At 50.9% G+C, this 7,859-nt stretch carries 5 protein-coding genes; 2 read left to right on the top strand and 3 right to left on the bottom strand.

The genetic code is table 11. The features are described 5' to 3' along the window. Positions 1-49 precede the first annotated feature (49 nt). On the bottom strand, positions 50-1,369 hold the full coding sequence (locus JRI95_15180; protein ID MBW2062887.1) for a M23 family metallopeptidase: 1,320 nt from the start codon (positions 1,367-1,369) through the stop codon (positions 50-52). A 404-nt stretch (positions 1,370-1,773) separates the two neighbouring features. Here JRI95_15180 and JRI95_15175 point away from each other — a divergent pair, with 404 nt between their 5' ends. Beyond that, complete coding sequence (locus JRI95_15175) at positions 1,774-3,039, top strand: Glu/Leu/Phe/Val dehydrogenase (GenBank protein ID MBW2062886.1); 1,266 nt, start codon at positions 1,774-1,776, stop codon at positions 3,037-3,039. A gap of 192 nt (positions 3,040-3,231) precedes the next feature. Here JRI95_15175 and JRI95_15170 read toward each other — a convergent pair whose 3' ends face one another. Continuing rightward, a complete protein-coding gene (locus JRI95_15170; GenBank protein MBW2062885.1) occupies positions 3,232-4,863 on the bottom strand; it encodes an FMN-binding glutamate synthase family protein in 1,632 nt (543 codons plus the stop codon). 447 nt (positions 4,864-5,310) lie between these two features. Between JRI95_15170 and JRI95_15165 the strand changes: the two genes are divergently transcribed. Then, positions 5,311-6,318, top strand: coding sequence for a DUF128 domain-containing protein (locus JRI95_15165; protein ID MBW2062884.1), 1,008 nt, complete (start codon positions 5,311-5,313; stop codon positions 6,316-6,318). 111 nt (positions 6,319-6,429) lie between these two features. Here the strand turns inward: JRI95_15165 and JRI95_15160 are convergent, their stop codons facing one another. Next, complete coding sequence (locus tag JRI95_15160; protein MBW2062883.1) at positions 6,430-7,746, bottom strand: hypothetical protein; 1,317 nt, start codon at positions 7,744-7,746, stop codon at positions 6,430-6,432. Between the last annotated feature and the right edge of the window lie 113 nt (positions 7,747-7,859).

Below are 7,859 nucleotides of genomic sequence, written 5' to 3'. Positions count from 1 at the left end.
ACAGAGGAAAGTCTAGTGTTTATGTAAAAACTTTTCTTCAAGGAAGAGATTACTTACGAGCGGCCATGAGTCTCAAAGTCACTGCCTGAACCTTTCTAACCTGCCTTAAAAAATGGGGCCGTTCTGAGGATGGAATCGGTGGGGCTGGCTCCAGTTTCAATGATAAGGGATTAATTAACTTACCATTTCTGATTATCCTGAAGTCAAGGTGCGGCCCGGTCGAAAGTCCGGTGCTCCCGACGTGCCCGATCAGGTCCCCCTGACGGACCCTTTTTCCTTTCTTCAAGCCCCTGGCAAAGCGAGAAAAATGGGCATAAGTCGTGGTATAGGTTCGGTTATGTTTGATTTTCACGAACTTACCGTAACCGCCCTTCCAGCCCATAAAGACTACCCGTCCGTCACCCACGGTTTCCACCGGTGTGCCAATCGGCGCCGCATAATCAATACCCAGGTGAGGACGGTAGATTTTGAGGATGGGGTGAAACCGGGACCTGGAAAAATAGGAACTGATGCGCCGGTATCTGAGCGGTGATTTGAGAAACATCTTGCGCAGGGACCGGCCCTGTGAATCGTAGTAGCCTCCTTTGCCTTTGGAATTCTTAAAGTAATAGGCTTCCAGCTTCCGGCCCTTGTTGATGAACTCCGCTGCCAGGATACGCCCGGCCTTGATAAAACGCCCATGGATATATTTCTTTTCATATAAGATGCGAAAGGTGTCCCCGGTCTGAACATCGGTGAAGAAGTCAACGTCATAGGCAAAGATATCGGAAAAATTCAGGACCACTTCCGGGTCAATACGATGGCGCTCGACGGCTGAGCCCCATAAGGAGAGTTCAATCTTGCCTTCAACCGCCCCCAGACAGACCACGGGTTCAGAGGTTTGCGAAGCAGCCACATACCCGGCCGGAGTCTTGAGGACAACGATGCGGTGGCCCTGGCTCTGGGAAAACTCGAACCGCTCCGGCTCACCACTCCTCCTGTCCAGATACAGGGTAACCTCACCCCCGGGCCGCACCTTTTTCAAGTCCAGGACATCGGCCGAGGCCTGGGTCAAGGTAAAAACCTGCACCCGATCAAGCCCCATGCCTGTCAGCACACTGCTAAGCGTCTCGTTTTTCTTTATTTTCGCCTTTACAGCCCGAACCCTGGCCCACCAATCGGCTTCTGCCTGAAAGGGGCCGGGAGGGGCTTCAGGCAGCGCCAAAGGCAGACCCTCGGCTGGCACCGGTCCATGTCTGGCCGATGTTTGGGACTGATGATTGTTTATGATAATTAAAAAAACGAATATTGCGAGGAGGGCCAGAAATAAAAGTAGCAGCCGGCGCTGCTGACGTCGGGAAGAAATGAAGGCGTTTTGGCGACTCGTCATGAACCTCATTATATTCAAAATATCACAGGCTGGAGGCTCTTAAAAGCTTTTTTTAACATGAACAGGCCAGGCAGGACAAAGGCAACTAGTCTGATGAATTCTGGAATAAATTGACTTGCAAGAAGAATTTTAGTAATAAGGTGTGGCTTGCAGAAACATCGGCAGGTGTTATTTGCCTTGGGCTTACAAAACAAGCCCAAGGTTAAGGCAAAGGCCCGGTGGCAGGTATTTGATACTGTTGCCGCATAACCTTGATTTAAGAAAGACGCCCTTGAATTTAATCGAATGGGAGAAATCGCTTCCCAGCATTTTGTGATTTGCTTATTATCAGAAACATTTCATAAAAACTGAAGTGCTAACAAACCAAATTTAACGAGAGCTTACTAACGATGAAAGGAGATGGTATGATAGATAAAAGCCTTTATAATGAAGACAACCCTTTGGACATGCATAATTTGCAGTTCGATATCGCGGCCCAATACCTGAATCAAGATCCATGGATTATTGAAAAAATCAAGCATCCGCGGAGAGAATTTACTGTTAGTTTTCCGGTGAAATTTGATGATGGTCATATTGAGCTGATGGTCGGGTACAGAGTGCAGCATAATACACTGCGCGGACCGGCCAAAGGCGGCATCCGTTATCACCCCGACGTTAATCTGGATGAGATGCGGGCCTTGGCCGGTTGGATGACATGGAAGTGCGCTGTAGTCAATATTCCCTTTGGAGGAGCTAAGGGGGGGGTTAAGTGTGATCCAAAAACTATGTCCCAAGGGGAAATTGAAAGACTGACAAGGCGTTATATTTGGGAAATCTCGCCCCTTATAGGACCGGAAACAGATATCCCCGCCCCTGATGTAAACACCAATCCTCAAGTAATGGCCTGGATTGTGGACACTTATAGTACCTTCAAAGGATATACCTGCAACAGCGTGGTAACTGGCAAACCTATAGAGATTGGAGGTTCATTGGGGAGATTGGAAGCCACTTCAAGAGGGGCTGTATATGCTTTACGTGAGGCGGCAAAGCGCCTAGACATTAACTTGTCACAATCCACTGCGGTAATCCAGGGATATGGAAATGTGGGTTATTACGCCGCAGAACTTATGAGGGAATTGGGGATCAAAGTCATTGCGGTTTCGGGTTCCAGAGGAGGGATTCTCAACCATAACGGTTTTGACCTGAAAAAAGTATATGAGCATCGCCAAAAAACCGGAAGCGTTTCGAATTATCCGGAAGCAGAGAACATTACCAATGCTGAACTTCTGGAACTGCCTTGTGATATTCTTGTTCCAGCGGCCCTGGAAGGTGTAATCACTCTGAAGAATGTTCAAAATATCAAAGCGAAAATAATCGTAGAAGGGGCAAACGGCCCAACCAGCCCTTTTGCCGATGATATCCTTTTTGACAATGGTATATTCGTAATTCCCGATGTATTGGCCAATGCCGGGGGAGTTACGGTCTCGTATTTTGAATGGGTGCAGAATATTCAGAAGCTGTTCTGGTCAGAAGATGATGTTAATCAACGCCTGGATAAGGTCATAACTAAAGCTTTTTATGAAGTATATGAAATTTCCGTTAAGCAAAAAGTCAATATGCGCACCGCGGCCTACATTCTAGCCATTGGCCGGGTGGCAAAAGCGAAAGAATTAAGAGGAATCTTCCCTTGATAAATAGCTTTTTATCCTGATTAAACCGCACCTGTCACTGTTTTTTCAATAACCCTTTTTCAGCTTCTCTGTTAAGCCGGCCAAAGATTATATGGACGCGCTCTATGATGAGGAGCTGATTTCAAGGGAAAGGTATTTTGACGTAATAAAAAAGGGGGTCAACAAATAACCCCCTTTTTTTGATTTTACAGATTATTTCAGGCTGACTTGTAAACTAGCCATGATAAAGCTGTCTCCAGATTCGGAGTCAATTATTGCAAGGGCTTCTTCTCGATAAGCGTCCATAATGTAGGAAATGCCGGTTACCTTGGCGCATTCTTCGGTCAAAGCGGCCAGGTCCTTTCGAGACATATATTCCACTTTCCATTTACGCGCGCCAGCCATAAGCTGCTGGAGGCCGATTTTGAGCTTTTCACACACACTGTATATGCCGATCGCGCCCAGCGGGAAGTTGTCCACCTCAGATCCATACTCCTCCTTCAGGTCCTCATAACAGAAGAAGATCTCTTCTTTAGTGACGCCAAATTTGGAAACAGTCTTGGGCAGGCCGCCGTCCTCGCCGTTGAGCCAGTTGCCGATATTCTTACCGACCATGCCGGGGATCATCAGGGCGCGGCCCATGCAAATAGCCTTGCAGTAAGGTGCTCCCAGAGAAAGAGCCTTGAAGACATGGTCTTCAGCGGAAAACCCGCCGGCAAAGGCTATATCAGGCACCCGGACACCCTGTTTTTCCAAACGCGCGCACAGTTCGTAAGCCATGGCGTGCAGATAGATGGATGGGATACCCCATTCAGACATCATTCGCCAGGGACTCATGCCGGTTCCGCCGGGCGCGCCGTCAATGGTCAGGAGGTCAATCCTGGCGTTGGAAGACCATTTAACGGCCATGGCCAGTTCTCGCATGGGATAAGCGCCGGTCTTTAGTGTGACGCGTTTGGCTCCTAAGGAGCGAAGCCGTTCGACCTCCTTGACAAAGCCTTCCTCATCAACGAAACCCAGACGGGAATGTCTTTCAAACTGCTTGATAGCGCCTGCCTTGAAGGCGGCCTGTACGGCCGGGGCCTCAGGATCAGGCGTGACGATATATCCGCGTTTCTTCAGTTCGATCGCCCGTTCCAGGGAATCCACCTTGATCTCGCCGCCGATACATTTCGCGCCTTGACCCCACTTTAACTCGATTGTTTCCACGCCCAGTTTTTCGATGGCGTACTCAGCCACGCCGAGCCTGGTATCCTCAACGTTCATCTGAACCAGGATATCACCATAACCATTATGGTAGCGGCGATAGGCTTCCACCCGGCGGCGCATATCCGGCGCTTCCTTGATCATGCCGTTACTGTCCAACTCCAGCTCCGGGTCAATTCCGCAGACATTCTCACCACAAACCAGGGTGATACCTGTAATGGCCGCACCAACGGCGAAATGCTCCCAGTTCTTCCGCGCGATTTCCGTGCTGCCCAGGGCCCCTGTAAAGATGGGGATTTTCATCTTTACCGGATTATCCGTTCCGAACACCGTCTCGGTATCAACAGCCGGAAAGGTGGCATGGTCGGGATCCGCGGCCACCCCTTCAGCCCCAAGAGCGTACCCCATAATGTTGAGGTGGGAGTAATCAACGGGATAATCCTTGTCCGCCCCGGCGGTGACTTCCCCATAAGGTCCGGGATAAAGAAGCTCGCGTCCGCGGAAAGTAGCCTTGAAGAGATCACAGTTGCCTTTACATCCATCTATACAACGGCTGCAGATTCCGGATTGGGGCACGACAAATCGCGATCTGTTATTAGTTTGCAGGGCCTCATTACTGTTGGGTCTGTTTAGATTCATTTCTTTCTCCTCTAAAAAATTATGAAGCGACTATAGATTGCCAATTTTAATTTTTTAAATATTAGTGAGACGTACCTGGCCACGAAAAACTTTCCCTTTGTTTCGCTTTTAAAACAGAGCTTGATCATCCGGCAACCTATTGCCATTACTATCTCACAAAAATTAATGGCTGTCAAGCCTAACTAATAATTTTTATGTAATATATTACCAAACCGAGAAAAAAATGGGGGCGTATTTTTAACGTTATTCGGCAAATTTTCCTATTTTGACTCTCATATAGGCCTTTATGAGTCGGCATTTTTTCCTATTCAGCGTAAACCTAAACCTTTACAGAGCGCGACTTTAGTCGGTTTCGAATACTCCGGCTGGCAAGATAGAGCTAAAAAACTGGCAATTTTGCCGGTATTACATTTGACAAAAGGCATATTTGCCGGTATAGTTCGATTCATGCGGGAAAAAAGAGAAAAAAAGCGTCTGGCCGTCTTGAGGATTCTTCAGGCCTCCAACAAACCCTTGAGCAGCTCAATAATTAACCAGCAGCTTCTGGCCATGGGCCATGAAGTGAGTGAGCGCACGGTCCGCCTTTATCTCCAGCAGATGGATCGCGAGGGGATGACTGAGATTTTCGGCAAGCGCGGCCACCGGATAACTGAACGGGGTCTTAAAGAATTATCCTTTGCGAGAGCTTACGAAAAGGTGGGTTACCTGGCGGCCAAGATTGATCAGCTGACCTATAATATGGATTTCAATCTCGCGGAAAAAATCGGCACCGTGGTGATAAACGCGAGTGTCATCGGGCAAGACCAGCTTGAACGAGCCGTACCTTTAATGAAACAGATCTTTGCGACCGGTTACGCCATGGGCCGTCTTATTACTCTGTTCGGTCCAGGCGAACGCATTGGTGATGTCCTCGTTCGTGAGGGGTGTGTGGGCATTGGCACTGTATGCTCCATCACTTTAAACGGCGTGCTTTTAGCCCATGGCGTCCCGACTCATTCACGGTTCGGCGGCCTCCTGGAGCTACAGGATGGAAAGCCGACGCGATTCGTGGAGCTCATCCACTATGAAGGCACGACCCTGGACCCGCTTGAGGTGTTCATTCGGGGCGGCATGACCGATTACATCGGCGCGATTACCACCGGAAACGGCCGCATCGGCGCCAGCTTTCGTGAGCTGCCCGCCGGAAGCCGGGATCGCGTGATCACTCTGGCCGGACAGCTTCAAGAAGTTAGCCTGGGCGGTTTTATGTCCGTCGGCTGGCCCGGTCAGCCCTTATTTGAGATTCCGGTCAGCGAGGGGCGTCTCGGCGCCGTGGTTATTGGGGGGTTGAATCCAGTGGCTATCCTCGAGGAGTACGGCATCCGCATTCAGAACCGCGCCCTGGCAGCCCTGGCCGACTACCAGACCCTGTTCTCTTATCAGGAGTTGGATACCCGCATCCGCAGTTTCATGTGATCCCAATCTCTTCGTTTGGACCGTTCATCTTTTCCCCCCAGCAATGAAAATTATATATGCACCTCAAACCTGAAAGGCAAATCAATTCCTAGGAGCCTCCTCCCATGGGCCTCAAGCCGCGGCGCTTCCCTTGCCTTCATGGAACAGATCCCTGGAAACGGACTGCGCCGCTTCCATGAAGGCCAGGGTCCTGGCCGAGGCGCCTTTGAGGCCGATTTCGTCATCGAGGCGGTTTGAACGCAAGAACTTCAGCTTTAATGCAGAACGGTTACCGAGCAAGGCCAGCCGGTTGACAATGAACCACTGCCAGATGTAGGACCGGGACAGGGTCTTTTGCTGCTCTGCTGCGATCATGCCTTCCCGGGCCATGAGGTTCAGGGCCTTCAGGGGAGAAGGGACTAAAAGACTCCTGTTCACTGGAGCATACCTGAACTGAAGGCCACGAATCGTGCGCTCGATATCAAGCAGACCGCCGGGAATCATGGGCAGACCTTCGGCCCTGGATCTGTCCTTAAACCAGGCATCCAGGGCGGTCTTCAACCGGGGGCCCAGCTTTAAAGCGGTCTGTATCAGCGTTTCCCGGGCCGCAGCCTCCACAGCCCGGCCCAACTGCTTCTGACCCACGGCAAAGCGAAGCCTGAGTAAAGATAGGGCCTGGGTCGGGGGCTGGTGATTCAGGAAGTGATCTTCAAAGGTTGAAAAAAGAATCACCAGAGGGCCAGGCAGAAGGGCCGGCCGGTCCAGAAGGTGGTCCTCGCCCATGGGATCAAACCTTTTTCCCCCGGCGTCCGGCGCCCAGAGGTAGGACAGGGTCCGGCTTGTCAGGCGCAGGAAGTAATCCCGGGCCGGCAGCCACTCCTTCCCGGAACGGCGGGCCTGCACAAAATCCTTCTCCCTCAGGGCCGGGGCGAATTCAGCAGCTCGGGAGTGGACAAAGATAGGCGCCGGAGCAGTGGTGTACAATGGTTCCATGGACCCCAGCCGGCTCAAGGAACAGACAGCCACGGGCGACATAACGCTGCGCCGCTCCAGGATTAAAGGATGGACATACTTCTGACGAAGCACGTTCTCAGCCACCGTCCACGCCCCGTAGAGCAACAGATCGCCCAGGCGCCGAAGGTGAATCTGCATCTGCTGAGGCTTGAGGCGATTCTCAAGATCGGCGCGGGCCAGATCGAGCAGGGTTCGGATTCTGAACCTTCGCAGCAGGAGTAAGGCCTCTTCCGGGTCGTCAGCCATTTTGCGAATCTGCCGGCGAAAATCTTTTGAAGCAGCGGCAAAATCTAATTCGTCCGCCGCCCGGTCCCGGTCGTGTCCCTCTGTCCACCGCCCTCTGCCTACCAGTTCCGCCAGGAACGGGCTGGCCTCACAAAGCCGCCTGTCATTCAAAGCGGGCTTTACTTCTGGATCCGCCTGTTTCATCTGCATAATTAGTGCCTGTCCGGTTTTCTAAGTATTTGGTTTAAAAGTAAAAAAAGCGCATTTTATGCTGGCCATTAGTTCTTCGGATAGTGTAGAATAAGTTATAACGTCTTAAAAAG

This window comes from Deltaproteobacteria bacterium (genome assembly GCA_019308995.1).
GTDB lineage: Bacteria > Desulfobacterota > Desulfarculia > Adiutricales > JAFDHD01 > JAFDHD01.
Note: the sequence above shows the minus strand (reverse complement) of the source record. Positions and strands in the feature narration are given on the sequence as shown.

What these genes read in the sequence shown, in the direction of transcription:
- JRI95_15180 (MBW2062887.1), bottom strand. Translation starts at nt 1,369, where the DNA reads ATGACGAGTCGCCAAAACGCCTTCATTTCTTCCCGACGTCAGCAGCGC.
- JRI95_15175 (MBW2062886.1), top strand. Translation starts at nt 1,774, where the DNA reads ATGATAGATAAAAGCCTTTATAATGAAGACAACCCTTTGGACATGCAT.
- JRI95_15170 (MBW2062885.1), bottom strand. Translation starts at nt 4,863, where the DNA reads ATGAATCTAAACAGACCCAACAGTAATGAGGCCCTGCAAACTAATAAC.
- JRI95_15165 (MBW2062884.1), top strand. Translation starts at nt 5,311, where the DNA reads ATGCGGGAAAAAAGAGAAAAAAAGCGTCTGGCCGTCTTGAGGATTCTT.
- JRI95_15160 (MBW2062883.1), bottom strand. Translation starts at nt 7,746, where the DNA reads ATGCAGATGAAACAGGCGGATCCAGAAGTAAAGCCCGCTTTGAATGAC.